The organism is Ruegeria atlantica (genome assembly GCF_947495585.1).
Taxonomy (GTDB): domain Bacteria; phylum Pseudomonadota; class Alphaproteobacteria; order Rhodobacterales; family Rhodobacteraceae; genus Ruegeria; species Ruegeria atlantica_G.
The window spans coordinates 143,312-168,962 of sequence record NZ_CANLZK010000010.1 but is presented as its reverse complement, the minus strand read 5'-3'; the positions used below and the strand labels follow the sequence as shown (position 1 = coordinate 168,962).

Annotated in this window: 19 protein-coding genes and 1 pseudogene; 4 read left to right on the top strand and 16 right to left on the bottom strand. The window is 57.2% G+C overall.

Annotation, left to right across the window (positions count from 1 at the left end; genetic code table 11):
* Window positions 1-92 precede the first annotated feature (92 nt).
* Window positions 93-587, bottom strand: a complete 495-nt coding sequence (locus tag QMP16_RS16940; RefSeq protein ID WP_282153327.1) for a hypothetical protein — start codon at window positions 585-587, stop codon at window positions 93-95.
* Between QMP16_RS16940 and QMP16_RS16935 the strand changes: the two genes are divergently transcribed.
* Both QMP16_RS16935 and QMP16_RS16930 read left to right on the top strand, forming a co-directional pair.
* Window positions 572-5,320 carry a hypothetical protein gene (locus tag QMP16_RS16935; RefSeq protein WP_282153326.1) on the top strand — a complete coding sequence of 1,583 codons (4,749 nt, stop codon included), beginning with the start codon at window positions 572-574 and terminating at the stop codon, window positions 5,318-5,320. The genes QMP16_RS16940 and QMP16_RS16935 overlap by 16 nt on opposite strands.
* 24 nt (window positions 5,321-5,344) lie before the next feature.
* The gene (locus QMP16_RS16930; protein ID WP_282153325.1) at window positions 5,345-8,845 is read left to right on the top strand and encodes a hypothetical protein; all 3,501 of its coding nucleotides are present in this window, start codon (window positions 5,345-5,347) and stop codon (window positions 8,843-8,845) included.
* A 112-nt stretch (window positions 8,846-8,957) separates the two neighbouring features.
* Here the strand turns inward: QMP16_RS16930 and QMP16_RS16925 are convergent.
* The 7 genes and pseudogenes from QMP16_RS16925 to QMP16_RS16895 all read right to left on the bottom strand — a co-directional run.
* A pseudogene (locus QMP16_RS16925) lies at window positions 8,958-9,398 on the bottom strand (DDE-type integrase/transposase/recombinase); the annotation flags it as partial.
* 88 nt (window positions 9,399-9,486) lie between these two features.
* On the bottom strand, window positions 9,487-10,503 hold the full coding sequence (locus tag QMP16_RS16920) for a D-cysteine desulfhydrase family protein (RefSeq protein WP_282153324.1): 1,017 nt from the start codon (window positions 10,501-10,503) through the stop codon (window positions 9,487-9,489).
* Window positions 10,504-10,519: 16 nt separating this feature from the next.
* On the bottom strand, window positions 10,520-11,248 hold the full coding sequence (locus QMP16_RS16915) for a TSUP family transporter (protein WP_282153323.1): 729 nt from the start codon (window positions 11,246-11,248) through the stop codon (window positions 10,520-10,522).
* Window positions 11,249-11,337: 89 nt separating this feature from the next.
* The gene (locus tag QMP16_RS16910) at window positions 11,338-12,087 is read right to left on the bottom strand and encodes an aspartate/glutamate racemase family protein (RefSeq protein WP_282153322.1); all 750 of its coding nucleotides are present in this window, start codon (window positions 12,085-12,087) and stop codon (window positions 11,338-11,340) included.
* Window positions 12,088-12,109: 22 nt separating this feature from the next.
* Entirely contained in the window at window positions 12,110-13,348 is a 1,239-nt protein-coding gene (locus QMP16_RS16905; protein ID WP_282153321.1) for an NAD(P)/FAD-dependent oxidoreductase, read from the bottom strand.
* Window positions 13,349-13,352: 4 nt separating this feature from the next.
* Entirely contained in the window at window positions 13,353-15,566 is a 2,214-nt protein-coding gene (locus tag QMP16_RS16900) for a TRAP transporter permease (protein WP_282153320.1), read from the bottom strand.
* Window positions 15,567-15,647: 81 nt separating this feature from the next.
* The gene (locus QMP16_RS16895; protein WP_282153319.1) at window positions 15,648-16,655 is read right to left on the bottom strand and encodes a TAXI family TRAP transporter solute-binding subunit; all 1,008 of its coding nucleotides are present in this window, start codon (window positions 16,653-16,655) and stop codon (window positions 15,648-15,650) included.
* A gap of 129 nt (window positions 16,656-16,784) precedes the next feature.
* Between QMP16_RS16895 and QMP16_RS16890 the strand changes: the two genes are divergently transcribed.
* Both QMP16_RS16890 and QMP16_RS23660 read left to right on the top strand, forming a co-directional pair.
* A complete protein-coding gene (locus QMP16_RS16890; RefSeq protein ID WP_282153318.1) occupies window positions 16,785-17,753 on the top strand; it encodes a LysR family transcriptional regulator in 969 nt (322 codons plus the stop codon).
* Between the two features lie 320 nt (window positions 17,754-18,073).
* Window positions 18,074-18,325, top strand: a complete 252-nt coding sequence (locus QMP16_RS23660) for a DUF1330 domain-containing protein (protein WP_432653412.1) — start codon at window positions 18,074-18,076, stop codon at window positions 18,323-18,325.
* A gap of 680 nt (window positions 18,326-19,005) precedes the next feature.
* On the opposite strand, the gene QMP16_RS16885 is transcribed toward QMP16_RS23660, so the two are convergent.
* The 8 genes from QMP16_RS16885 to QMP16_RS16850 form a co-directional block, all read right to left on the bottom strand.
* Complete coding sequence (locus QMP16_RS16885; RefSeq protein ID WP_282153317.1) at window positions 19,006-19,233, bottom strand: hypothetical protein; 228 nt, start codon at window positions 19,231-19,233, stop codon at window positions 19,006-19,008.
* A 239-nt stretch (window positions 19,234-19,472) separates the two neighbouring features.
* A complete protein-coding gene (locus tag QMP16_RS16880; RefSeq protein ID WP_282153316.1) occupies window positions 19,473-19,841 on the bottom strand; it encodes an AMP-binding enzyme in 369 nt (122 codons plus the stop codon).
* 61 nt (window positions 19,842-19,902) lie between these two features.
* Window positions 19,903-20,970, bottom strand: a complete 1,068-nt coding sequence (locus tag QMP16_RS16875) for an AMP-binding protein (protein ID WP_282153315.1) — start codon at window positions 20,968-20,970, stop codon at window positions 19,903-19,905.
* Window positions 20,971-21,439: 469 nt separating this feature from the next.
* The gene (locus tag QMP16_RS16870; RefSeq protein ID WP_282153314.1) at window positions 21,440-22,135 is read right to left on the bottom strand and encodes an RraA family protein; all 696 of its coding nucleotides are present in this window, start codon (window positions 22,133-22,135) and stop codon (window positions 21,440-21,442) included.
* Window positions 22,132-22,827: an alpha/beta fold hydrolase gene (locus tag QMP16_RS16865; RefSeq protein WP_282153313.1), complete on the bottom strand. Its 696-nt coding sequence runs from the start codon at window positions 22,825-22,827 to the stop codon at window positions 22,132-22,134. Before QMP16_RS16865 ends, QMP16_RS16870 begins: the two co-directional genes overlap by 4 nt.
* Window positions 22,824-23,945: a cobalamin-independent methionine synthase II family protein gene (locus tag QMP16_RS16860; protein WP_282153312.1), complete on the bottom strand. Its 1,122-nt coding sequence runs from the start codon at window positions 23,943-23,945 to the stop codon at window positions 22,824-22,826. The genes QMP16_RS16865 and QMP16_RS16860 overlap by 4 nt, the downstream gene beginning before the upstream one ends.
* A 10-nt stretch (window positions 23,946-23,955) precedes the next feature.
* Window positions 23,956-24,558, bottom strand: coding sequence for a class I SAM-dependent DNA methyltransferase (locus QMP16_RS16855; protein ID WP_282153311.1), 603 nt, complete (start codon window positions 24,556-24,558; stop codon window positions 23,956-23,958).
* The gene (locus tag QMP16_RS16850; RefSeq protein ID WP_282153310.1) at window positions 24,555-25,520 is read right to left on the bottom strand and encodes a cupin; all 966 of its coding nucleotides are present in this window, start codon (window positions 25,518-25,520) and stop codon (window positions 24,555-24,557) included. Before QMP16_RS16850 ends, QMP16_RS16855 begins: the two co-directional genes overlap by 4 nt.
* Window positions 25,521-25,651 lie beyond the last annotated feature (131 nt).

Genomic DNA, 25,651 nt, shown 5'->3' with positions numbered 1-25,651 from the left:
GACGATGACTTCATCGATGTCACCTATGTCTGATTACGGACTTGAGCAGCCAAACGGCAAGTTAACGTGAAATCAACTTTGCGCGTGTTTTCTTAAGTTCTTTGAGTAAATTGAATCAAAGGTGTACGATGTTCCACAGGTGCCTTGTAAGGCGACACATAGTTCTGCCTCCAGCGAAAGAACTTATCCATTTTCACCACGCTTCCTTCATCCAGCAACCTAACCGATTTCATTGATCCTGACCCCGTATTGGCAAAATCGGGGCTGATTTGTAGATCAGACGCCGAAGGCACCTGTTCCTTCTTACCTGCCACGTGCCGAACGCGGATACCGTTCATCGCCACGATGTAAAAGCCGGGTTTCGGGGCCCCTGCCACGTTGTTCGCACCCGGAAAAAAGCGGAGCGGCAAACCAAGCGAAAATGCAGCGACCGGAAAAAACACTGCCTGAAGTTCGTTTCGAATCGCAATATATGTTAGAATTTCCCATCGACAACGTCGATCTATTAACTTCAATTTTTCAACCAGTATTTGTTTATCGTCGCATCTCTCCACTTGTTCTTGGAGGTCATATGTCAGCCGATTCAACGCTTTACAACTTTGCCGTAGAATTCTTGCGAAACCAGGACGAGCGGCCCAACACACCAGATACCGTTCCCGATTCCAATGCCCTGGACGTGCGGCGTGCAGCGCTGGCAGGGTCGAGCGAAGCCTTCGCTGCGGCGCTTTCTGGCGCTGCTCCGGCGGAAATCAGCGTAGCCGAGGCTGAGGAAGCGGCTGCGGCCCTTCGAACACTTTACGTCGGTAGCGCCCAGGATCGCGATACGCTTGCAAGTCTCGCAGAGCACGGCCTTTCTTGGGACCGGATCGACGGCGCGGAGAGAGTACTGCGCTCCGGCTCCGACCGTGTGGTGGCGGTGCGCCGGGTTCCGATCTTCAGTACGCAACTGAATGACGCCCTTCCGGCCTGGACCAGTGGCTTGGCCGCCGAAGTGGTCATCGGGCCAGTACGTGATGCTTTCGGTCGTGACATTTGGATCCATATATTCCGGGTCGTCCGCCAGGTCCGATTTGTCCGCGCCCCCGGCGGCGCCCCGTTCCTAAGCGCCCCGCACGTCCAGTTTGCTTCAGTGTTCCATTCCGCCGCACAAGTCGATCACGATCTCGCGGGTGGCAGCTTTTGGATGGCAACGAACCTCTTTGCGACTGTGGCTGGCGACACCTACACTGGCATCCGGATCAAAGGCGGCTCGCTTTCTTTTTCTTCACCTATTGCGGTCAATGGCGACGAGGTCGTCGTCCCGACCAATGTCACCTGCAAGCTGGACATCTTGCTGGACCCGCCCGCGCAGGGCATTTCGGGCGTCCCACTGGACCACGCCGGCGCCGACGCGCGCGCCTCGATCTTCGATCCACCAGAAGCCCTGCAGATCGCCATTGGCCCTGGCGGCAATCAGATTGAAGCGACGGCAGACGCCACCATTGGTGGCTTCGGTGAAGAGGTGAAATTAACGCCTGCGCAATCCGCAGCACAGTACCTGCCGGAATTCAACCGCCTGTTGGTGCCAATGACCCCGACCGAAACGGAGTTCACGGTCACCGCCTCTGATGCCAAGGACTTTGCGATCGCGGGTGAGGCCCCGATCACCGGCGGTGGCCTTGCACTGCCGGCCGCGCGGATCGCCCCCGCGCTTTTGGGCGAAGCGGCGGGAGTCGGCGCATTAATGCTCCAGATCGACCCCGGACTTTCGGCTCAAATCTCTTCTGAAACCGCGCTCGGACAGCTTGGGCTAACCACTTTGATGGTCGACCAGGAGCGACTTGCACTCACCGCCCTGCAAGCCGAACAGGATGGTCGCCGCACACTGATCGAGATTGGCGACGTCACCCCGGCGTCACGCGCTGAAATCGGGCGCGCGACCCAAGGTTCGGTTCGTTACTTCGCCCAGACTGGCGGGCAGGAGGCCGTCCAGTATGTGGCCGATGTAAGCCTGCGCCCGGACCTTCCGCGCGATGTCGCAGGCGATCGTGTGCCGCTGCGCTTACTGGATGCGGTCGTCATCATCGCTCAGATTGGGGATATCGGCGCGCTCGCAATCTATGGTCGAAATCACGCGGACCAGCGACGGTGCTTTCAGATAAAGAATGGTCTCCTGCGCACCAACGACCCGATCAACGCCCTTCTATACGGCTTTTTCGATGGCGAGCGCATTAACTCCGGTGCCCTTTGGGCAGGCTACAGACTGGAGGGGATCGTACCGACACTGCCTGACCCTTATGCCGCCAACGTCGGTATTGGCGACACGTCCGAGAAACGGGGCGCTCAGCTTCTGATCAGCAGGTTTGCCGTCCAGCCGGGAAGCCGGACACTGGACTTTTTTCTCCCGGGTCCAGCGCCTGTCGCGGCCCCCAACAACGGCGACACCGGCGCATCCATGGACTTACTGTCGAATTCCGGTGCGGCTGTTGCCTCGGTCACCGACGTCTCCATCGCCGCGCGTCCCAACACTGCCGCGGCCGCCGCTGATCCGAGTTGGGGGAAAGCGCTTGGCGATGCGCTAGACTTCGAATTTGTCCCTAAGATCACCCTTCTCGATGTTTCCAGTGGCGCGGGCCAGTTTGGTGTCGCGCTGCGCCCACCACGTGGCCCGCGCGATCCTATCGGAGTTTCCAGCACTGCCCCGACTGCAGTCAGCCAGGTCGTCGCCATAGAAGACCTGGCTTTCGAGGTAGATCCTAATTGGATGGTGCTGCTGACCCTTCCTGCGGTTCAATGGGAACCCGCGGTTGTCGTTCCGCCCGAGCCAGCGGACGCCATCGCCTTTCCCGAACGTGTGGTGTTTCTCAATTCCGGCGTCCCCGCGGTCATCGACCTGCCCGACGGAGACCGCGTACCGTTCGCACCGGTGCCCGCCTATGACGCGATCCTCGACCGACTTCGCGGCGACACCCACCCGTCTAGCCGGGCGCGAGTCACCCTCCCCTTTGGAATGATCGCCTCCGCTCGATTGACGGCGCCGACCGATACCGAACGCGGTGTGCGGGTGCAGGAAACCCGCCCGGAGGCACCCGATGACATGCAAGGCGCGCACCAGCTTTCGATACGCGCGCGGGACCGCACTCTCGCACGTCGCCAGACCCCGGCCATGCCCGGCCATACGGTGCAACTTCCCGTGGCCGTGCCTGCGGATGTACCCGGTGCGCCGGTCAGCATCCTGGGAACCAGCGCGACGAGCATCTTCAACTCCAGCCTTGGTGCTGGCTCACCCAGCACTGCGCTCGTCCCCGTCACGCGGCTCGACCTTTCGGGCTATGGCGAAAGCATCTTCAGCAAGTGGAACAACCCACTGAACGCCACAACTCAGGTGGAGAAAGTCGAACTCGACGTGCCCGTCGGACGCACCGCGCGGGAAGTCGTCACCGTCAAATCGGTTCTGGTTCCCTACGGCGTACCTGTTGTGCGCACGATCACGCTTCAGCGTAAGGCAGACGCCATTGTCGGTCGCAGCGACACCGGCTGGGTCGCGGGCGGCGATGGCCTTTATGACTTCCCAGGTCTCGGCCTGATCACTCATCCCGGCGTCGTAAGCCGGATTACAAATGTCACCGAGATCGCCGAGACCGGCCAGATCGTCACCGCCAATGGGCAGGATTTCATGGCCGTCTACTTCCAGGGTGATCTGGTCATGGATGGTGCCGACACTCCTGTGCCGGTCAAACAGCACCTGGGCTACGTGCGCATTACCGCCGACCCGCCAGCCTTCGACGTCGCCACCTACACCGACCTGATCAATCAGGTCGGGCCGATGTGCGGCCCCGTCGAAGCAGTTTGTGCCGTCGCAGGCGGCGAGCAGAAGATGCGCATGAACCGCGTCGGCATTGCTGTCGCGGGAACCGAGTTCGCGATGACTGCATGGGGCAGCCTCGTTTTTCCCGGCGGCGAATGGTCTGTGCTCGAGACGCTCGACGCCAGCGGCGCACCATCGCCGGTGCCTGAAGATGAAGGCTTGCCGCTAATCCGGCGCGGCGCAGCGGGCCTGCCGACAGGAGAACCTTACCGCTTTGCCGACCCCGAGGATCTCTTCGCTGTCAACCCGGCCAAGGATTATGGCATCCTGCACTCCATGGGGATGCAGCGTGCCTTCTTTCGTCGACCCCGGATCGAGCCGACCGAACCTAATCGCATCGTCTCGACCGAACGCCCGATCATCGCCGATCCTTTCGTCCTCGCCGACTCGTTGTCCATGTTCCCTGAGCAGTCCGACTGCATCCCCTTCCCGAATGCCAATTTCGCATTGGTGGCTGATGGCGGCAGCTTCCGCCTAGACGGCCCCGGCACTTTCAATGCGGGGATCGGGCGACGCACGACCGCGTCTGCCGGAAGCGTGCAAAGCGACGTTGACTACACCAACTCAGAGGTCACATACGAAGTCGACACCAGTCAGCCAACTCCGTGGGAGTTCGGCCTAACCAACGCCACCCGCATCATGGCGCATACTGATATGGGCGATGTGATCACTACGGTTGCGCAGGTCAGCGCCCTTGGTGACCCCGACACCCGTTTCGAAGCGCCCGAACTCCGAATGGGCGGACCCGTACAGATCGTGCAGGACCTTCTGACAATCCTGCAGGAACTGGGTATCTCGGGCGAACCGGATGTCCGGATGGAGAATAAATGGAAATTCACGTTCGGAATGAAGGTTCCCTTCAAGACCAGTAGCGGTGCCGATCTTCAGATTCCGCCCTCACCGCTGCCGGGAGACATCATCTTTGCCGACACAGGCGTAGAAGTTCTGATTACCTTGGCGAAGGAAAAGACCAAAGCGAAGTTCTCGCTGGGTGGCAAACCGATGTTCGCGATCAAGGCTGTTCCCGGCCTATACGCCGTTGCGATCATCAAGTTCTCGCTCATCATGTCTGTGAAGGACGGCACGACCTTCGTGGTCACTATCGGCTTCGGGATCGCCTACATGAAAAAGGTCGGACCGGGCGACTTCCTCAAGCTCAAGGGTATGGTTGGGTTCACCTTCATCGCCATTATCGGTGAAACCGTAATGGGTTGGGGCGGAGGGATTCTGCTTCAGGCCGAGGCAGCCATCAAACCAATCATATCCGTCGCCATCCGGTTCGAGGCAATGGGTGCACGACTGCTCGCGCAACCGGGCACCGGCAACGAGACCGTGTTCTTCGTCTCGAAAGTTACCGTATCGATCGACATCTCGGTCTTTCTGGTCCTGAGTTTTTCCGCCTCCTGGGACGCAAAGATGGTTGAAATCACGCGCGGCCCCCTCGGCAAAGAGGATGCTCCAGATGTGCTGTAATGATCAAAAGCGGAGGATCGCCCGATGACTGCCGCGTCCCGCCTTGTGCTGCTGCCGTTCCTCCAGAATTGGGATGGCGCAAATCTCTCGCTACGTCTGATGGTGACCCCCCAGACCGATCCGACCTCGCCCCCCGCACCGGGCCTGTCACCCTATGCGACAACGGATTTCGACGTTGTGGTTCGCGCCATCGCGGACCCGACGGTGCTGCCGTCACCGGCCAGCGTCGCCGCCGGCGAGACAGCAATCACTTTGCCCGCAATGCCGCAGGCCGAAACGCTGTTTCAATCACTGGCGTCCGAGCTCCCCATCGACAGTTCCGTCACGCCCACCGACCCACGCACCGCCTCGATCCGGATCATGAAGTACGCGCCACCGCCCTATCGCGAGGCCACAGGCTATGGCCAAGGCGCCAATCCCTTTCTTCTGACCGATGACACGTATCGCTGCGCGCTCAAGGCCGTTCCGCCCGCAGGCACGTCCATCGCCGATACGGCACCACCGTTGTCGTGGGGCCAGGTTCTGGCCGGCGTACTTCGCCAACCTTTACTTGCCGAAGCCGTAGGTCTCATTCGCGCAATCGACATCCCCCTTCCTGCAGACGTCGTCTCACAAGGGGGCTGGGTCTATATCGATCTCGCCCCCGGCAGTCCGTGGCAGTCGCTTGCCGGCATTCCCGGAGCGCTGCGTCTCTACGCCGCGCGGCTGTCCCCGCTATCGGGGCCACGCCCGCTGTTCACGGCCGTGCAGTTCCCCGTCACAGCAGCACCCATCCCGGGCTACGACGATATCTTCGCCGAGGCCGTACGTTACGACGACGGCTTCGCTAAAGAGGTCTATGGCGCGCAACCGGCCTGGGCCGACCCCTTCGACGAGGACGGTGACGACGAAGCGGAGCGTCCCGCGACAGAACGCGGCCTGCTTGTCGGGTGCGACGACTCGCAGCTAGTCACCTGGTTCAACCGTCAGATTAGCCCCGGTGCTGCGCCGTTGGATGCGCCGATGGGCGTACGCGGCTATCGCATCGATGCCCGGGAAACCGGCAATTCCGACTGGGTTCCGCTGACGATGGGGGAAACCGCTCTTGTTCTCGGCGGCAATGACCTTGGTAGTGTTCAGGCCAACTTCCCCGTTGAGGTCGGACCGAACAAGATCCTCGGCGATCCCACTGCCAACATGTGGCTTCCCTCCTACTTTGCTGCCTGGAACGGCCGGCCGCTTGTGGGGGTCGACCGCTTCGCCGACCGGCTGATGGGCGGCGACGATGAACCTGAACCTGTCATAGGAGTGCCCCCCGATATCCCGCTGCGCTATGGCACCACATACGATCTGCGCATTCGACTTTGCGATCTTTCCGGCGGCGGCCCCGGCATCGAAACCGAGGCCCTGAACCCCGGCGCACAACCTGTCTTCACCGCAACGATGAAGCGCTACGTCCGGCCCGCTGGACTGAGTACGACGCCAGCCTTGCCTTCGGCAGCCGATCCCTCCGACCCTCCAGCCTCGCTCATAGTTACCAAACCCCGGCTGCACTACCCCGCGTGCCTCGTGGCCGGCGGGACCGAGGCCGAGCTTGAGGCAGATATACCCCAGGCCGCCACCGAGCAGCGCGCACCTGGCCTTCCGGACCCAGATGTGGACATCCTCGAGATTTCGGTTGAAGTGCTGCGTCCAGACGTGAACCCGGAAGACGATGAGCCGGTCTACGAACAACTCTATACTATAGAGCGCGCCTTCGATGCCGATGGTCAGGCCCTGCTAGATCTCGAATACGTTGACACCGCCGACATCGGGACCATGACAATCCCCACAGACGGCGCGATTACTATTCCGACTTCGCGCAATGTGCGGCTGAACCTGACCCCTATCTGCTCGGACAAGCCCGACTACTTCGGTGCCGATGACGTGCGCCGCGGCGAAACTGCGCGGCGGTACCTACGCAGCCCGGCTCAGGACGAACGCGGCCTCTTCAGCCTGCCACGTGGGTGGGCGGCCGAGGGTTTCTACCTGCAACCTACGGAACCGGGAAGCCGGGCGCTTGTCAGAGCCAACCGTGCCGGAGGTCGTACCGGCCAGGGGGCCGAGAACCCGATCGCGCGGCTTGCCTCCGCGCTCGACCTCGATCATGTGGGCGCAAGCCTGCGCGCTCGCCCGGGACAGCGCTGCCTATTCGGGCTGCACTCAAGTCTGAACGCAGTTATCGGTCCCGACGGAGGTTCAGTTCGCTTCGCAACCAAATCCGAAGTGACCAGCCAGTGGATCGTCGCGGTCGTTGTCAACATCGAAAGGGACTGGACATGGGATGGGCTTAGTGCGTTGCGCATCGAGCGTGACGGCAACCAAGAGGGCCGGGTGAGCTGGCGTCAGTCCGCCCCGCACGAAGTCGCCCATGCCGCCGCTAATGGAGAAACGACGCTGATTTTCCTCGATGCGATCGACCCCGAGCCTGCGGACGGCAGCTTCCCGCGTCCTTTGCAGTTGAAGTACACCGCCATCCCCGAATACAAGGTTGCCCCCACACAAGAGGACGGTGCCGAAGAGGTCGATCTGACTTTGCCCGTCGCCCGACCTCCGCGCCAGGTGCCCAAGATTGTCTCGGCAGGCATCGCATTATCACCCTACCTGCGCGACCCAGCGTATTCCCGCTCCGAGGAACGAACCCGGCTGGTCTGGCTCGAGTTCGACCGCCCGCCCGACGATCCAAATGATAGCCTGTTCGCGCGCATGCTCGCCACCAGTCCGGACCCGGTACTCACCGGCGACCTTACCGGCGACCCGACGCTGGGTAACACGCCCCTGCCCATCGACCGCGAACTGATCCGCACGATCATCCCCGAGCAAGCCGATGACCGCAGCGGGCTGGGCGCGATGCAGAAGCTTTTGCCCACGAACAGCCCTCGGCACTTCATGCTGCCGCTGCCCCAAGGGCTGCCGCCCGAAGCGCCCGAACTCTTCGGTTTCTTCCTTTACGAATTCCGCGTCGGTCACGCCGAGATGTGGAGTACTGCGCAAGGCAGATACGGGCGGCCCCTGCAAGTCGCAGGTATCCAGCACGCACCTCCTCCGCTTACCTGCGGCGTCACCCGCTCGACCCAGCGGTTGACCGTCAGCGCCGAATTCGCCGACCCGGTCAAGAATGGTCGCTCCGTGCAACCTGTGGTGCCACGCACCGACCTTTGGGTGCTGCTTTACGTACAAGCGGTGCAAGCTGATGACGAAGACCGGCGCAACGTGCTTCTGGGTCGTCGCCAGCTTGCAGCTCCGCGCCGCACGCGCCAGCCCTTCGATGACAGAAGCTTTGGATTTACCGCCACAACCGAGCCCGCCGGCCAGACAAGCTGGTCGGCCGCAGAGATCACGAGTCTTCTGGCCGACATAACGCTCGGCCCCGATGCACCGCTCAGCTGTCTCGTTGTCGAGACCCTGCCCGGCGAGGTACCGCACAAGGATCCGCTAGGCGCACATCTTGGCTACGAACGCATTCTGCGCGCATCACCTCTGACGAAGGTGCCCGAGGTCTGCTAGGCTCGTACGTCGGCAGACGTTTTTGGGCCCAAAGGTCGCTTAAACCAAGAGGGAGGTTGGCAGCGTTGCCAACTTATTCGTGCGCGCCTGACTGCGGTCTGATCTTTGTCCGTCAGGCGGTCATTTCGAGAGCGTAATCGTCCCATAGGTCGAAAGCATTGGTCCTGGCGTGACGGAATGAGATGGTGGATATCTGATCGTGGGCGGCAAGCAAACTTTGCGCTTGCCTTGAGGACTTGCAACGTCCCATCAAGCTCGCACGCTTTCGCGTGGGTCTGTGTGATTCTTCGATCCGATTGTTTTACTCTTTATGTGCTCGTCGATCTACACTCGGCGCGAGATCTCGGATCAGCTTTAAATAGCGTCTCAAACTATCCGTGATCACAACACGGGGTTCGCCGTATTGCGAAATCAATCGCTTCAAACAACGCCGAGCCGCCTTGGCGTTCCGCTGTGGCTGGACGAGAATATCAAGGGCACCCCGGTTCGCATTCACCGCCCGCCAGAGCCAGCATTTCCGACCGTTGATCAGGTTGACCACTTCGCACAAATGCTATTTGTTGGCCACCTTTAGGAATTTCGTTTGCGTACCAAAGATAGGGGCAACCAAGTTTCTGAAACGTATGAGGACTGCGAACGCTTCAAGTTGGGCTATCGATCAATTCACTTTGATATCCAAAAAGTGCGGGCAATCCACCCGAATGTAACAATACGATTTTTTCGCCTGGCTTGATCTTCCCACTTTCGACCAGGTTCAGCAAACCAGCGAACGTTTTCGCAGAATAAACAGGGTCGAGAAAAATCCCTTCCGTCCGGGCCATCTTTTCCAATGCATCGCGCGTTATTGCATTCACTTTGCCATAACCCGGCGGCAAGGCTTCGTCGAAAACATTGATCTTGTCCTGTAGAAGTCCTGCGTCGATATCCAGCAAGTCCGCAAGCTTCTGCAAAACGACCTTCATTCGGGCCTGCTGCTTTTCACGATCTCTGCGCACGCAAATCCCAAACACCGAGGCAGTGCTTTCTTCTAACGCCAGACCGGTCAGCAGTCCGCCATGTGTGGCACCGCTACCCGAGGGGACGACGACCGCGTCGAAATCCGGCATCTGCTGATACAATTCCTGTCCGGCCACGACGTAGCCCAAGGCACCCAAGGGCGGATGGCCCAGCCCCAGATGAATAACGTACGGTTTGTGACCTTTGGCTTTCAATTCTACTGCGCGCGCATGCAGCGCTGCGTCGGCTCCCGCTTCGTCTTCACCTTCAGGGTAACCCATATGCTCGGCACCAAGGATATGTGCCAGAAGCACATTCCCGGACGAATAGTACTCCGCCCCCATGTCAGGGACACGCTCTTCCAACTGAAGCACGGATTGCATGCCCAGTTTGGCTGCGGCAGCGGCCGCAGACCGAACGAAATTGGATTGGACGGCGCCGGTGATCAGAATGATATCAGCACCCTGCTGACGCGCATCTCCGAGATAAAATTCAAGCTGCCGTGTTTTGTTGCCACCAAAACTAAGCCCAGTCAGATCATCGCGTTTCAGCCAAAGGTCGATATCCAGTTCTGCCGACAAGTTGTCCAAACGCTCCAAAGGGGTTGGACCCGACATAAGTTTGGCACGTGGAAACCTGTGCAGATTGTTGTTTCGTGTCATCTTGTGACCTTTAAGGTTAAGCCATTGAAAAAGCCCGATGGAACAGAACGCAGCAGGCAATCAAGGATACCACGCGGATCACTGCGATGATGATCGGCTGTGGCAAATAAGGGCCTGCTGCACGACCAATTATGCTGCCGATCAGAGTGATTGCAACGAACCCTATTAACTGCGGTTCATATGAGATTGCTTGGGCTTCGGACAAATTGTGCAACAAGAAAGCTATGCCGTATGCCACCAACGCTATCGGTTGAACCAGTTTCGCTACTTCTTTGGCGGAACGGCCTTTAGCTATCAAACCGAACACCATAAGAGGGCCCGGTGTCGCTGCCCAAACAGTCGCAAGCCCAGACAGTCCTGTAACGACTGAAAACCCAGCGTTGCCAATGGATCCCCGCAAGGGGAGCAAGGTCGTAATCAACCCGATCAGCAATAGACACGCCGTCAGGGCAAGAACAAATGCTTCGCTCAAAAAGGGATACACAACAAGGCCAGCGGCCACTCCGACACAGCATCCAATGACCGCGGTTCGGATTAGTTGACGGTTGTTTTTTAGAACATGCCGGTCTGTCGCTACCACTGATACAAATGTGTTCAGCAAAAGCAAAACGGGAACCGCTGTCGACGTGCCAAGCAAAATCATCATGGGCGGTCCGGCGATGATGCTAAACCCGATGCCAACGCCGACTTGCAGCATTGCGCCGAGGCAGATGGCAATCATCAAGATTGACAGGTCAACGAACACTCAAATCTCCTATGGGCCAAAGCAATGTCGCAAGCCCTCAGATATCCTGAGTTCCCGGCCAGGGTCCATCATTGACCATTTTGGCACGGTCAGCGCTGCCACGGCATCAGTCCCGAGTATTGCGCCCGGGTTGTCACAGCGTGCGCCATTTGCGCCAGTGTGGTCAGGTCAAAAACAGGAAGCAGCAGTTCTTCCTGAAGCCGCGATGCGTAAGGCGGCAGGTCCGTGCATTCCAAAACCAACGACCGAATGTCCGGAGCTTCAAGAACCAGATTACGGGCCGCATTCAAGACCTCGGTTTCGATCAGGTCCGTGTCCATCCGGGTCCGTGTGTTCCGCAAGATCACTTCGGCGAATTCTGTTGTATCCTCCAATCCCTTCACGGCCACAGGAACACCTGTTGCACCAACACCCTCGAAATGCCGGGGCGTCAATGCAGATGCATCCGCGGTTAGCACGCCCACCGGCGCGTTGGCACCGGTCATGTGAAAGGCCAGCGGCACTTGGATCAGGCTGGAGGCAAAGACAGGCACTGAAACCGCAGCTGCCAATTCTTTTTGAAACAAGGCTAGAAAGCCGCAACTGCCTGTGATGGCTCGAACGCCTTCAGCCTCAAGCCGCTTGGCGCCTTCGATGAACGGTGCCAGTAACTCGGGCGAAGGGTTGTTCAGCAAGTTTGGTACCGTCACACCGTCGATCATCTCATACAGAACCGGAAATGGCAGACTGGAAGGGTTCTTGATATGTCCCGGTGGTTTTGGAAAATAGCTTTCAAGGCACAGAACACCAATTGACGCCCCGCAAATGTTCTGACCACCGTTGTAGATTGGCATAGTCATCGGATCCTTCTGATTTGAAACTTTAAAACCGGGCCAGAGAAAACGGAGCCAGATCGATGTTTGGGCTGCGACCGGAAACCAGATCGGCCACAAGCTCGCCGGTCTTTGGGGCCATCATCAGCCCATAGTGAGAATGCCCGAACGCGGTATAGAGCCCTTCCCGCCCGTTAACTGGTCCGATCGCCGGCAAACTGTCCGGAAAGGACGGGCGTCGACCCATCCAAAATTGTGCCTCGCCTGTATTGAGGCCTGGGACCATGGCCTTGGCTTGTTCGGTCAGGATTTTTTTCTTACGTGGATCAGCGGGCGCGTCGACGCTACCAAATTCGGCCGTGCCAGCGACTCTCAGACCGTCCTGCATTGAACTTGCGACCACCTTTGCGTCTACATCCATGACCGAATTGTTCAATTGGGCCGAGGGAGTCGGGAATTCGACGTGGTAACCCCGCTCGGCCACAAGCGGCACAGGCATCCCCAGTGGTTTCAGCAGGTCGGCGGACCACACACCGGCCGCGAGGATGATGCTGGCGGCACGCAACGTGCCCTGCGAGGTTGTAATCTGCCAACCACCATCTTCAGCCGGTGTCAGTTTGGTGACTTCGGTTTGTACTATTTCGGCGCCTTGCGAGCGCGCTTTTTCAGCCAGTACCGCCCCCACACGTCCTGGTGAGGTTACGCGTGCCTGACCTTTGATCACGATCGCGGCTTTGAATTCCTCTGACAGTGCAGGTTCCAGGCCGCGCAACTCGGCACCATCGACAAGCTCCAGATCGCCTCCTTTTTCCTGGCGGATCAGATATCCAAGCCCATTCAGATCAGCCTGCTTCCGGTGGCGAAAAGCGTGAATATAGTAGCTGTCAGTGATCAGGTTTTCGTGCCCGGTGCCTTGAAGATGACGACGATACAGGTCGATAGAAGGGCGGCACAAAAGCTCCATCGCGTCCGAGATTTCACGCACCGACCTTTCGCCGGAGTTTCCCAAAAACCGCAGGCCCCAGGGGATCATTTTTGGCCAGTAACTGGTTCTGACCGAAAGCGCGCTTTTGGGGTCCAGTAGCATCTGGGGCAGTGATTTCCATATGCCCGGCATCGCTTGCGGAATGATTGACCACGGCGACACTACACCTGCATTCCCGAAAGAGGTTTCCTGCCCTGGTTGACCGCGGTCAATCAGCCGAACCGGAATGCCGCGCTCCTGTAGCGACAAAGCGCAACAAATACCGACGATCCCTGCGCCGATGATAGTCACTTGTTCTGTCATCGATTCAGGCCGGTGAGTGACTGCGATTGCGGGCGATTAGTTGGGTGACAATGACCGGCGAGGCCACAGCCAGCGCGATCAGATCTGCCGTCAGACTAGGCGCGACAAAGATGATCCCAGCGATGGCCAACAGAATACGCGATGCGATATTCAGCGGACTCAACCAATACCCAACCACAGCCGCCGACAGGGCAATAACCCCGGCGATGCAACTGGTCGCGGTATAGGTGAATTCCCATAGGTTGAACCCGGTTGACGACACGAACAGCAGGACCGGCGCATAGACAAAGGCCATGGGCGCAATCACTTTGCCCAATCCAAGGGTGAAAGCAGAAAGACCAGTTCGGAACGGGTTTGAATTCGCAATGGCAGCCGCGGCATAGGCTGAAGTACAGACCGGTGGTGTAATCTCGGACACCACACCATAGTAGAGCACGAAAAGGTGGCTGGCGATGGGTGGAACACCCAGTTGCGCCAGCGCAGGCTGCGCCACTGACACCAGCATGATATACAGCGCGGTGGTCGGAATGCCCGCGCCCATCAGGATACAGACGACGGCGATGAACACCAATGAGATGAACAATTGTAAGTCTTCCATCGCAAAGAACTGGAAGCTGCCGAACGAGATCATGTTGTACAGATCCGATGCCAGGTTGCCTGCGCCCTGCGTAACCATGAATCCGATACGGAACCCGATGCCAGTGGTGTTGATCACGCCTACCACGATACCAACCGCAGCAGCGGCGGCACCCACGGCTAGCGAGTATTTCACACCCAATTCTACCGCCTTCAGCATCTCGGGCACTTCGATGCGTTTCTGAGGGTTCAATGTTGCGACCACCGTCAATCCGCACAGGATTGTTGTCATGGTCAGGTCAAAGCCGCCGTCTGAGAACTTCCACAGTACAAAGCTGAGGAACGCTGCCGCGTAGATCAGTGTCGGAGGTTGCCTCAAGCGCGACATGCCCGCGATTACAGCAAGTGATATGCCGCAGAAGGCCGACATGAAGGGCGTGTAACCCGTGAACAGAACGACGAGCAGGCCGATCAGGGGAACTATGTTGGCCCAGCCTTCGGCCCAGACGGCTTTGAGCTGCGGCAGTTGCTCTTTGGTCAGACCTTTGAGATTTAGCTTGCGTGCCATCAGGTGCACGACAGCAAAGACGCCAACATAGTGCAGGAGTGCTGGGAAAATCGCAGCAATAACGATGGTGGTGTAGGGAACCTCAAGAAACTCTGCCATGATAAAGGCAGCGGCACCCATGATCGGCGGAGTGATCTGACCACCCGCCGAGGAAGCAGCCTCGACCCCACCCGCAAAATGGCCGGGGTATCCAAGGCGCTTCATGTTGGGAATTGTCAGCGCGCCGGTTGATACGGTGTTGGCCACCGAAGAACCCGAGATCGTGCCGAAGAAGGCCGAGGATACCACCGACACTTTTGCCGGACCGCCGGTATAGCGGCCCGCCAAAATGGTGGCGTTATCGATGAAAAGTTGCCCTAACCCGGTGCGTTGCGCGATCACGCCGAACAACACGAAATGGAAGACGATCGTCGAGACGACCCACAACGTGACGCCGTAGATGCCCTCCTGCGGGAAGTACATCGACGAAACGAAGGTTTTGAAGTTCACGCCAGGATGCTGCAACAATCCGGGGAAATACGGCCCAAGCAAAGCGTATGAGATAAATACGCAGATGATCAGCGGCAGTACCCAACCAAGCGTGCGGCGTGCGATATCCAGCACCAGCAGGATGATGATCACACCCAAAATCACGTCATAACTGTTGGGGTTACCCATACGGAAGGTCTGTTCCTCAATTCCAAGAAACGGAATGCCACGCCAGGCGACGCCCACATACAGCGCCGCTATGATCCCAAGAGCCATGAAGACCAGATCGTAAAGAGGGATGTTGCCGATCCGGAACCGGCTGACCTTAAGCGCATAAAGGCTTTTGGCCCCGATAATCGGGATTGTCGCGTAGACCAGAATGAACAGTAGAGCCAGATAGATGCCCATGTGCCAGTGATCGGCCGGCAGGCCAAAACCGGCCGTTAAGAATTCGTAAAACGCAAAGATCAGGGCCACAACGCGCAGGACCTTGCCGGTTGTCGGCGTAACCTGCCGGACGGCGGCACCCTCGTCGAACTGTTCTTCGATAGCCGCTAGTTCTTCGGCTGTGAGCTCGTGGTCATCAAGATTTTGAGTCGTGGACATGATGGCCCCCTGATATCGCGCATTTAGAGTGTGCGGTGCCCCAAATAGGGGCACCGGACGATGAGTTGAGGTGAGAACGGGTTACTGAAGAAGTCCGGCTTCTTTGTAGAATTTCTCAGCACCCGGATGCAGCGGAACGCCTAGTGCTTCGACACCATCCAAAGCAGTATCAGGGGTGATCTGCTTGCCCTTAGCATGACCGTTATCCAGTAGCTTGCGGGTATTGTCGTTCCACATCGCCTTGGTCAGCTCATAGACCAGGTCGTCGGACAGGTCTGATGACACAACTAGCATCGCGCTGACAGCAGGGGTCTTGGTTTCGCTGTCGATGCCTTCATACACGCCACCTGGAATGGCTGAGGGGATATAGGCCGGAATGATCTCGTTGATCTTGCCCAGATCTTCGTCGGAGAAGGAGTGCAGGTTCATACCTTTGGTCGAAGATAGCTGCACCATCGCTGCAACCGGCCAGCCTGCGGCATAGAAATAGGCATCAAGCTGACCATCGGCCAGACGTTCGGCGCTCTGACTATTGTTCAGCTCGGCCTCATCCATGTTGTCACGGTTAACGCCCCAAGCATCCAGCATCTGCAAAACGGCAACCTGCGTGCCGGAACCAGCCTGCGCAATGCCAACGCGCTTGCCTTCCAGATCACTCAGATCGTTAATCGTCGAGCCGGCCGGAAGCACCAGGTGCAGGTCTTCGGGGAACAGATTGGCGACGATGCGCAGTTTGGGATGAGGTTTACCTTCGAACTTACCTTCACCCAGATACATCGAACGCGTGACGTCGGCTGCAGCCAGCCCGGCCTCAAGTTCTCCGTTCTGCACGGCGGCATTGTTGAAGACCGAAGCGGTGGTGGATTGCGCGATCGCGATTAGGCCCGGAACACCGCACTGGCCGCCTTCTTCACACGGGCGCGATCCTGGAGGGGCGGAGATTCCGTTTGCGATGGTGCCACCGATGGGGAAGTAAGTGCCGCCAGCGCCACCAGTGCCAATACGGAAGAACGTTGGGTCCTGCGCCAGCGCGGGGGCTGCCAGCGCGCCCGCCAATGCAAGACCAGTCAAGCATTTCACAAATTTCATTATCATCTCCCTTGTTGGAATTTCGGTTTTGGTTTTCCCAAACTTCGATCCCGCAAGCGTAGAGACAAACTGCATAAATACAAATTTGTTATATTTCACTAAACTAAAGTTTTGCTTATATTTAAAAATATGAACCTAACTCAGCTAACTGTATTTCGTGAGGTGATGGAGACCGGCTCCATCTCTCAAACCGCCAAGAAACTAAATCGCACGCAACCCGCGATTAGCCTTGCGTTGAAAAACCTTGAAAAGACATTGGGCCTGACGCTGTTCGAACGTAAGGGAAGACGATTGGTGCCAGTCCCCGAGGCGCACTATCTCTTAGCCGAAACTACGGGTATTTTGGACCGCTTGGCGACAATCTCCAGCACGATGGAAGGACTCATTAAAGGGCATGCCGGAAGCTTGAATATTGCAACGATGCCGGGTCCATCTGCCTTTTTGTTCCCACGTTTCATAAGCCAATCAGTTGGTGAAAACCCCGATATTCGCATTACGCTTTCGACACGCAGTTCACCGCAGATTATGGAGCTTGCGGGGACGCAAAATATCGACTTCGGCTTTGCTGACTTCGAGCATTCAGCCGGCAAAGAACCCCAGTATTCCACTGAACTTATCCGGGCTGATTGCTTCTGTGCTATTGACTGTGAACATCCTCTTGCGTCGCGCAAGATCCTGACACTGTCGGATCTTGACGGAACGCCAATGGGCGGCCTGCATCCTTCACACCCGTTCCAACGGAAAGTCCGGCAGGAGTTTGAGGACGTTGCCGCGGAGTACAATCAGACTGTTACCTGCCAGTATTTTCTACCTCTTATCCCCTTTGTCAGTTCTGGGCAGTGTTGCAGCATCGTTGACCCGCTGACTGTTGCGACCGAAAAAGAGCTTAATCTATCCAACGGAGAGCTTGTGTTTTTACCTTTCGAGAAACCGCTAAGATATGAATACGCTCTCCTCGAACCCGACCACCGACCACCGTCCCAATTGGCAATTCAGATTAAAGCAGGCTGGAAAGCAGAAGTGTTCAAGAAATTGGAGGCGGTGCAGGCAAACCCTCGCGCAACGTCGGTTGATGATGCGCGAGGCGAGCAGAGTTAAGGTTGTTTGGATTGCGACCCTAAATTCAATGAGAACGAAAGGTGGCTTTGATCAAATATGTGGCAGTTCGAGGAAAGTCGGCAACGAGCGGCCCGGCAGCGTCATATTTCAACCGCTTCAGCTATACTATCTAGTTTGGTCCCGAGGCGCACCAAGGATGGGAAAACAACTGGCCACAATCGGTTCCGGGCAAAGGTTTCAACACAATGTTGCGCTTATATGGCCAATTGGAGCTATGGTTCGAAAAGACTTGGAAACCAGAGGACTTTGAACTGGTTTACTGAAAGTGAAGGCTATCGACCAATAGTTCTGTTTGACCGATCTATGCGGATACTAAGTCGACGGCGTCAATCGAGTCGTCGACCAGTCGGCAACCCTCCATATCCAAGTTTGAAGGAGACTGGCCAGACGGCGCGGGACTTACCTTGATACGGTTTCCATCCCGCGAAATTCTGGAGCATTTCTGGAAGAGTGACGAATATCAATCCATCATTGATCTTCGGACAGCGAGACTGCCAGCCAATTTAACTATCGGGTTCTCGCATGGATGGCGGGGCGAAGTCGCCTCGTAACAGTCGCAGACACATCTTGATGAAAGAAATATGTTCAATTCAATCGCTAAGATTGCTGCCGTGGCTGTTCCACTTATAAGCACAGCCACCCTGTCACTCAACGACGAAACGGAAAAAAGCTCATACAGAATTGCCTTGGAAGAGGCAGAGTTCTTCCAGCCCGAGGTGCTCCGTTTGAGCTTTCTGTCCTGTGGGGCAACCCCAAGGAAGGTCCGTCGGCGGTCTTTATGAAATTCCCGCCAAATTTCCCGGGGCCTTGTACTCGCATACCCACGGATATCACGGCCTTGTCGTATCCGGTGCATCTAATCACAACATAAAAGGCGAAAGTGAAGCTGAAGTGCCGCCGCAAACCCTCAGCGACTACTGGTATCAACCTGGGGGAGAGCATCATGATGACTCGTTTCCCACCGATGAGCCAACAATCCGGTTGATTCAATGGGAGGGTCCAATAGACGTACACTTTAATCCGGAGGAATAGAGCCAATGTTCAAATGGAGGGAGTATGTGGCCCTCCACACTTTTTCCTCTACTTAATCAGGACATTGGTGCATGGTGCAGCATTGTTCAAAATGAGCTCGGTGCGGTCATTGTCAGATCGACACCCGCCTGGCAGGCGTGTTCCGAACCCTTAGATTGCCCGGCTCACGTTAACCCCACAGGTCTGGCTGGACCATTGGTCAACCACCGACATAAACACCCGACTTAGGCCGATAGAATATCTTCTGATCGTGCAGCCGCCCGAGCAGATCCTGAATTCGGTGCAAGCTGTCATTCCGTTGTTTGTTTTCGTCTTCACTTTCACAAAGGGCTCCAACTGCCAATGAAGTCATCGCCCGACGCAAGGATACTTCAATCAGATCGATGTCCTCGACCGAGAGTTCGAACATATCGTTGTATTGGGGCATTCTGGGTACTCCTACTCGGGCGTGGGTTTTCAGAGTGCATCACCATCCAAAGTAAATCCACCCTTGCCATACGCGATGCTCGTAGTGGCTCTCAGAATTGTTTGTTTACCGCCCACCCGTAATGAACGCCATAAATTCGTTGCAAAAGACAACATCTGGTAATCAGACTAAGCCGCCGTTCGTTGCCCAGCAGAATTGTCGTGTAGTTGAACGACGGGGCTTGCCTTCGAGAGGCTAGATCAAGTGGCCCCGTCACTCGCTTGTCGGAGCAGGAACCTTTGAATTTTGCCGCTGGGTGTCTTAGGCAGTTCTTTGACGAATTCGATAAGCCGAGGATACGCGTGTGCAGAAAGGCGCTGTTTGACATAATCCTTCAGCTCTGCAGCTAACTCCTCATTACTTTCTTTGCCCTCCGCCAGTACGACCACCGCTTTCACTATTTCGGTCCGTTCCTTATCCGGCACGCCTATCACTGCCGCCTCCGTCACAGAGGGATGTTCAATCAGAGCGCTTTCAACGTCAAACGGTCCGATGCGATAACCCGAAGAGGTGATAACGTCGTCGTTCCGCCCCACAAAAGTGATACATCCGTGTTCATCCTGCTCCACCGTGTCCCCAGTACGATAGTATCCGTTCTCGATCGATTTGTTGCCCTTGTTCAGGTAGTCGCTAAAAAAACAAGAGAGGTGAATCCGCGATTTTCACGGCCAATTGACCTGGCTCATTGAGATCGGCGATGCTGCCGTCCTCAGCCAGAACCTCAACACTGTATCCCGGCATCACATAGCCTGCCGATCCCGGGCGAACCGGATGTTCGAGCCCGTGATGGTTATTCACCAGCATACCCGTTTCGGTCTGCCCATAGTGATCTTTGATCGGCGCATTCAGTTCGGTTTCAAACCATCGGATAACTTCGGGGTTCAGTGGCTCGCCTGCGCTGCTGATGCAGCGGATCTGATCGCGCAGCTGTGACGCGTTCTCCGCCCCGGAGGCAATGATTAGTCGAAACGCAGTGGGGGCGCCCGCAAAGTTAGTGACGCCCAATCTCGAAATCACGTCATATGTACTTTCCACTGTGAATGGCCCCTCGACCAGAGTGGTTGCATGACCCAACAGTAGCGGGCCGATCAATGCATAGTATAGACCATAGGCCCAGCCCGGATTGGCAGTGTTCCAGAAAACACCCTCATCTCGCAGGCCGATCCCTTCGACCATGTATGATCGAAAGGCAGCCAGGGCCTTTAGGGGGACGGGCACTCCTTTGGCGGGACCAGTAGTTCCAGAGGTCGCCATCATGAACATCAGATCATCGCCGTTCCGCAAAACTGGGACGAATTCAAGCGATTGCGCGGCCATTGTCTGGCGGAAATCAATATCTCCGGCAACAAGCTGCTGCGGAGTGTTTGCGCTAGTCGCGACTAGCGGGCAATCTTCCACTCCGTCAAGCTTTTCGCTGTTCGCGGCGTCGGTCACAACCAGCTTCGCTCCGCTCATGATCAAACGATCCTGAATGGCCTTGGGCCCAAAGGCTGTAAACAAAGGTTGATAGGCAGCACCGGCCCGGAGGGTGCCGAGAACAACTGTCGCAAGATCCGGGGTGCGCGGCAACAGACCCGCCACGATGTCGCCGGGTTGGATGCCTTGTTCCTTCAGCAAGTTGGCGAAACGCGCAGCTTCGTCGCGCAACTCTACAAAGTCGCGGGTCTCATGGTGCCCGTCCAATGCTATCCAGTTCAAAGCCAGGGGATTGCGCTGCAGATGGGCATCACAACATTCTACGCATGCATTAATACCGTCGCTAAAACTGCCGAAAAAGGCAGACTATGCGAGGTCCAGATCAAAGTTCTCCACCGCTATGGAGTATTCTGGAGAAGTCCCAGGGTCAGAATTCGATTCAGTCAAAACGTATTCCTCCAAATGCAGCCCGTAACTACCTTGCACTCAAGTAGGTCTAATTTCCACGTAGGAGATGATGCGAACATCAGCGCGCCACGAGTGGTCCATTAGTCCCGAACCAAAGCTCGGATTGCGTACACAGCCGCGATCGGGTGTTGCGTGACATCCAGACTATTTCGGCTTCAGTTGGCAACAAGGGCGACCCTTTCCTGCATTTCGACGTGTCAAGCCACGCCGCAACGCAACTTAACCGCCTCCAGAACATCGCGCCTCGACCGTACTCATTTTCCCGTTGAGCTGTCACTCACCGCTAAGTCCGCGAGGCTTCAAATGCCGCCCATGCTTTTTCAAATGTGTCGAAATCGAACCCTGATGAGCGCGCGGGATCGAGGACCAGCTTTTCGGTTTCAAGCAACTTGATGATCGCCTGCTCAAGCTCGCCCAACACCTCAGGCGGGATCACCAGAGCGCCATGCCAGTCGGCATGCACTAGGTCTCCCTCTCTAATTGACAGGCCGAAGATTGTCACCGGTGTTCCAACCTCTTTCACGTGCACGAAACCGTGACTTGGCCCGACGGACCCGGCAACCACAGGAAAATCGTCCGGCAGGTCGCCAAGGTCCCGCATCACGCCATTGGTCAGTGCGCCACTGATGCCAAAGCCTTTGTGGACCGTGGTGTTGATCTCGCCCCAATAAGCGCCAATGCAGTCGGGGTAATCCGAATCTTCCACCACGGCGACAGATGGGCCGTTGCCTGACGCCATATGCCGATAGTAATCCATTCGACGCGCGCGGATCACGTCGGGTGCCTCGGCCGGCGGTTTCACGGCGGCAATCTTCGCGGTACGGGCATATCCCACCATCGCGCCCGCATCGGGATCCGAGCATAACATTGTGCCTCGGGTAAAGTCATTGAAGCCGCGCTTGCCCTGTGCCACTTCGATGGCGTTGCAAACAGTCGGGGTGTCGACCTTTTTCAGCAGTTCCAGTAGGGATCGGTTCATATCATCTCCAGCCAGCGGGTCAGAGCCGCCGTGGTTTGTTGAGGTTGTTCCAGAGTCGGAAGATGACCGGCATTTTCGATGATCTCCAACCGGCTCTGCGGCATCAGATCGTGCATCAATTCATGCGTTGAGACAGGGCACAGGGCATCGTCGCGCCCACAGAGAACGTGTGCTACGCCGGTGAAATCCCGCAGGGTGTTGGTCTGATCTGCACGATCCCGCAGAGCTTTGGATTGATTGACGAAAACGTCCGACCCAAGATCCATGGACATATCCATGCACAAATCCAGAATAGAGGCGCGACGCGGGCCGTCAGTCAGATAGTTCGGCTTCATCTCTTCGGCCATCACCTTGCGCAGGTTGCCGCGTTCGACAGCATTGATCTGAGGGCCTCGTCTGGCTTTGAGCTCGTCCAACTCTGCCAGAGGATTGGTGTCCATCAATGCCAGACCGGCCACACGGTTAGGAGCCTGCCGCAGTATTTCCATCGCCACGATGCCACCCATTGAAAGCCCCGCCAGGGCAAAGCGTTGGGGTGCGTAAGTCAGCACCTCGGCGGCAAGAGCCTGCATCGTGTTATGTCCGCCGATGGGAGCAGACAGGATTGGGAATTTGCCTGACAAAGCCGCAATTTGCGGAGTGAACAATCTCGCATCGCACATCATTCCAGGCAGAAGGACAAGGGGCGTCATTTGACCAGGGCAACTCCTTCGGCAAGCGCGCCTAGTTTAGCATAGGCGATTTCCGGGTCGACCGCGCCAAACCCCGCAAAGGTGCCAAAGCCACAATCCGACCCCGCAATCACCCTGTCAGACCCAACAATGTTCGTAAACCGCTCAACACGCTGCGCGATCAGCTCCGGGTGTTCGACAAAGTTAGTCGTTGTGTCGACCACACCGGGGACCAGAACCTTGTCATCTGGTATCTCAGATTTGCGGTCACGGAACACGGTCCACTCGTGGGCGTGACGCGGGTTCGAGGTCTCAAACAGGACATAGCGCGATTTGGTTGCCATCAGGGTGTTGAACACCTTGTCCATCGCAATGTCGCAGCAATGCGGACCCTCGTAGTTGCCCCAGCAGATATGCACCCGCACGCGATCCTGCGGGACGTTCTGAAGCGCGTGGTTCAGCGCCTCGACATGCATATCGGCGATTTCGACGAACGCGTCGTCTGAAAGGTCTGTGAACAGCATATGGCGCGACAAGGCCAGATCGGGACAATCCAGTTGCAGATCCAGACCAGCGGCCACGATGGTCTCATATTCCTCTTTCATGGCATCGGCCAGCGCCGCCAGATATGCCTCACGTGTGGGGTAGAAATCGTTCTGCAAAAACAGCGAGATCACGCCCGGGGACGCGGCATTCATGAAACCGCGCTCGACCCCATGCTGCGCCATAGCCGCTTTAAGGTTGGCGATGTCCTTCTCTAACTCACCCTGCCCTTTTGATCGCACTTCTCCGGTGCACATTGGTCGGGCGTATTGCGGCGTGCCTCCGTCATTGGCCAGCCGCTGCAGAAAGCCAGGGAACATCTTCAAATCTGCCGGCGCATTGCGAGGGCTGTCACCGGAAAACCCGGTGTAGCGGTCCTTGACATAGGTCGCATAAGAAATCTTCGACGTCTCACCGTCGCTGACTATATCAACGCCGGCTTCGACCTGTTTGCGCACCGTTTCAGAGACTGCGGCGGTCATACACGTGTCAAACGCGGCTGCTTCATAAGGTTCGCCGTTTTCCCTGGCAAAGATAAGATCCACGACGTCCTGTGTTCGGGGCAAAGACCCAACATGTGTGGTTTTTACGGCCATAAAGACCTCCTTACAGTTTTCGTGCCATCAGCACAGTATGGCTTTGAGTTTCGGGGTCTTCGGCCAAAAAGCCGGTCAATTGCAGCCCGTTCTCTTCAAGGCACGCTGCATAACCGGCCGGGGACAACGAGGCGTGGTAGACAAGCTCTGATCCGACCGTGCCGCTGACTTCCCCCGCGCGTGGACCTACGGTCAGCATCAGCATTCCACCGTTATGTAAATGGCGTGCCATGCGGGTGATGCAGCCCTTCTGCTCATCTGCCGTCAGGTGAAAAAAGCTGTTCCAGGCGATGATCCCATCGAATTGCTGATCCAGCTCAAAATCCCGCATGTCAGCTTTCCGCCAATCCCCGTCCGGCCAGCGTTCTTTGGCGATGTTCAGCATGGCTGCGGAAAAATCGACACCCGTGACATCAAACCCTTCGGCCATAAACCAGCGCGCAATGGGATCGCCTGTGCCACAGCCCAGATCCAGTACGTGGTCACCCGGTTTGAGGCTGGCCGTGAAGCGCGCCAGCCAGCGCGCCTCGAAAAGGGCTTTTGAGCGGCGCATGTCATACTCTGTGGCTTGCCGCTCATATATGGCTTGGGTGTCGTTCGGGTCTGCACTCATCCTGTCCAGGTCGCTCCTGCTGGTTCATCGGTTGCCGTGATCCGGTACAGGCCCGCTTGCCCGGTCATTGATGGCTGAACGCTATAGGATTCACCGGGTAAAACCAGAGCCGTGTCACCTGTCGAAATTGTGGTTTCGTGCTCGTCGATCGAGATATGCCAGTGACCGCTGGCTGGCATCAGAACCACAGGTTTATCCGCCGCAATCGGTTCGGTCACAGAGGACCCCCGGCCAAGGAAGTCTACTGCAAACCCCGGCTTATCCTTGATCAGCCCGCTCTCACCAATCACCTGCGCAGGCTTGTTGGCCGACAACGCCATCAAATCCCAATACCGCGCAACATATTTGCCGACGACATCCTCAACCGGAACCTCAGGGTAGCCCTTCAACTGTTCTTCGGTCAGCAAGGGCATTGGGTACACATTATGAGGCAGCTCCTGCCCTTTCTTGGTGTCGTACAGAACGCCATTGTCGCCTAGCATCAGACCATGCGCCTGCGCATCTTCGATGACCTGAGGGGCCCAAGTGACGCCTCCTCCCGCGTCGTCACCGCCCAGGATCGCCATGATCATACCGTAGTCCTGGCCAACGTTTTCAAAACCACGGAAGATGCCGGTCGGGATGTTGAAAATATCGCCCTCCTCGGCGATGAACTCACCAGCGGTGCCATAACGGCCCCAGAAAAAGCGCCAGCGTCCTTTGGCAACAAAGAAAACCTCGGCCGTTGTGTGGCTGTGCAATGAGTTCCGGCATTTCGGCGGCTGACCCGCGGCACCGATGTTGAAGCCGATCTTGTCGGTGATGTGCACGTGCTGATCCGGAGATTCCGAGACGCCACCGCCGATGATCGTGAAATTCTCTTTCTGATCGCTGCCCGGCGTATGGGCATCGATAAACGCGGTTTTACAGGGTTGGAGCTCGCCGTAGCGGACAATGCGGGAAGTGATGGCTGATTTGGTCATGACGTATGATCCGATTTTATTGTTTTCAAGAATGCAAGCTCGTGTGCTCAGACGGCACAGGCGCTCACTCCCCTGGCGGGCGCAGATTCAGCCGCCGCGCCCGCAGGCTTTGACGGAACATATGGAAACGT

What these genes read in the sequence shown, in the direction of transcription:
- QMP16_RS16935 (WP_282153326.1), top strand. Translation starts at nt 572, where the DNA reads ATGTCAGCCGATTCAACGCTTTACAACTTTGCCGTAGAATTCTTGCGA.
- QMP16_RS16900 (WP_282153320.1), bottom strand. Translation starts at nt 15,566, where the DNA reads ATGTCCACGACTCAAAATCTTGATGACCACGAGCTCACAGCCGAAGAA.
- QMP16_RS16910 (WP_282153322.1), bottom strand. Translation starts at nt 12,087, where the DNA reads ATGACTATGCCAATCTACAACGGTGGTCAGAACATTTGCGGGGCGTCA.
- QMP16_RS16860 (WP_282153312.1), bottom strand. Translation starts at nt 23,945, where the DNA reads ATGGCCGTAAAAACCACACATGTTGGGTCTTTGCCCCGAACACAGGAC.
- QMP16_RS16905 (WP_282153321.1), bottom strand. Translation starts at nt 13,348, where the DNA reads ATGACAGAACAAGTGACTATCATCGGCGCAGGGATCGTCGGTATTTGT.
- QMP16_RS16930 (WP_282153325.1), top strand. Translation starts at nt 5,345, where the DNA reads ATGACTGCCGCGTCCCGCCTTGTGCTGCTGCCGTTCCTCCAGAATTGG.
- QMP16_RS16850 (WP_282153310.1), bottom strand. Translation starts at nt 25,520, where the DNA reads ATGACCAAATCAGCCATCACTTCCCGCATTGTCCGCTACGGCGAGCTC.
- QMP16_RS16865 (WP_282153313.1), bottom strand. Translation starts at nt 22,827, where the DNA reads ATGACGCCCCTTGTCCTTCTGCCTGGAATGATGTGCGATGCGAGATTG.
- QMP16_RS16855 (WP_282153311.1), bottom strand. Translation starts at nt 24,558, where the DNA reads ATGAGTGCAGACCCGAACGACACCCAAGCCATATATGAGCGGCAAGCC.
- QMP16_RS16920 (WP_282153324.1), bottom strand. Translation starts at nt 10,503, where the DNA reads ATGACACGAAACAACAATCTGCACAGGTTTCCACGTGCCAAACTTATG.
- QMP16_RS16895 (WP_282153319.1), bottom strand. Translation starts at nt 16,655, where the DNA reads ATGAAATTTGTGAAATGCTTGACTGGTCTTGCATTGGCGGGCGCGCTG.
- QMP16_RS16885 (WP_282153317.1), bottom strand. Translation starts at nt 19,233, where the DNA reads ATGCCCCAATACAACGATATGTTCGAACTCTCGGTCGAGGACATCGAT.
- QMP16_RS16890 (WP_282153318.1), top strand. Translation starts at nt 16,785, where the DNA reads ATGAACCTAACTCAGCTAACTGTATTTCGTGAGGTGATGGAGACCGGC.
- QMP16_RS16870 (WP_282153314.1), bottom strand. Translation starts at nt 22,135, where the DNA reads ATGAACCGATCCCTACTGGAACTGCTGAAAAAGGTCGACACCCCGACT.